A 925-nucleotide genomic window follows, 5' to 3' on the forward strand; every position below is an offset into this window, starting at 1 on the left:
CAGTTTGACAGTTGGTTTGCAGCCCCAGAATCAGTATTAATGGAGGCTGAAGTGAACACGACCTTCTTTTTCGAAACGCATTTTGAGGGGAAGCGTCATCCACATTACGGAAGATTTCTAAGACTTGAGCAAAACAGACTTATCGAGCTGACTTGGGTTACTGGCGAAGGCGGTACCAAGGGAGCTGAAACAGTTCTCACTGTTGAGCTTAAACCTCGCGGTAATGGCACGCATCTTTACTTAACGCATGCAGGTTTACCAGACGAGAATTCAAGAAACCAACATGAGCAGGCTTGGCCGCTTGTACTTGAGCAGCTCGACAAAAGGATGATGCCAGATAGATAATTCAGAAGGTTCCAGGCTAAAACTGCAACAAGAGGACGATTTTAAAATCGTTCTTTTTATATTTTTTGATGACAAAAATAAATATTTACCTTACATAAAAACAAATATTACCAGTTTACTAGATTATTTCATTGCCACATCTAATAGTAAAATATACAATTACAACAGGCGAAATAAGAGGATGGTGTATCTGTGTTATCTGCTTTTTTATATATATCACTTGGTGTATTCGATGCTTTGGCCGCTGTTATTTTGGTCTTAAAGCTTTATATGCTTCCCGTGAGGGAATATCGTAGAAAAATATTATTTTATGCAATTGGCATAGCTTTGTTTTCCTTTCTAATGAGGGAAGTTATAGGCTTGCCTAAATTAGATTTGCCGCTTCAGTATTTGTTAATGGTTATCTTTTTTAGATTTGGTTTAGGGATCAAAACCCATCTAGCAGCTTTTTCTGCTGGTTCTGGTCTAACGGCCTACATTAATTTACAACTTTTTGTATTTCTGTTTGCGTATTTTTTTGGAGTAGCAGAACCAGGTGCTATTAATGATACTTCTGGCTCTTCTATTTACGTTATTCAGT

At 37.7% G+C, this 925-nt stretch carries 1 protein-coding gene and 1 pseudogene; both read left to right on the forward strand.

The features are described from left to right. Positions 1 to 345: SRPBCC family protein (locus GRP75_RS28095; RefSeq protein WP_160791019.1), on the forward strand; the 345-nt coding region annotated here is incomplete at its 5' end. Positions 346 to 537: 192 nt separating this feature from the next. Further along, a pseudogene (locus GRP75_RS28100) lies at positions 538 to 925 on the forward strand (hypothetical protein); the annotation flags it as partial.

Source organism: Paenibacillus sp. OT2-17 (assembly GCF_009827695.1).
Taxonomy (GTDB): Bacteria; Bacillota; Bacilli; order Paenibacillales; family Paenibacillaceae; genus Paenibacillus; species Paenibacillus polymyxa_B.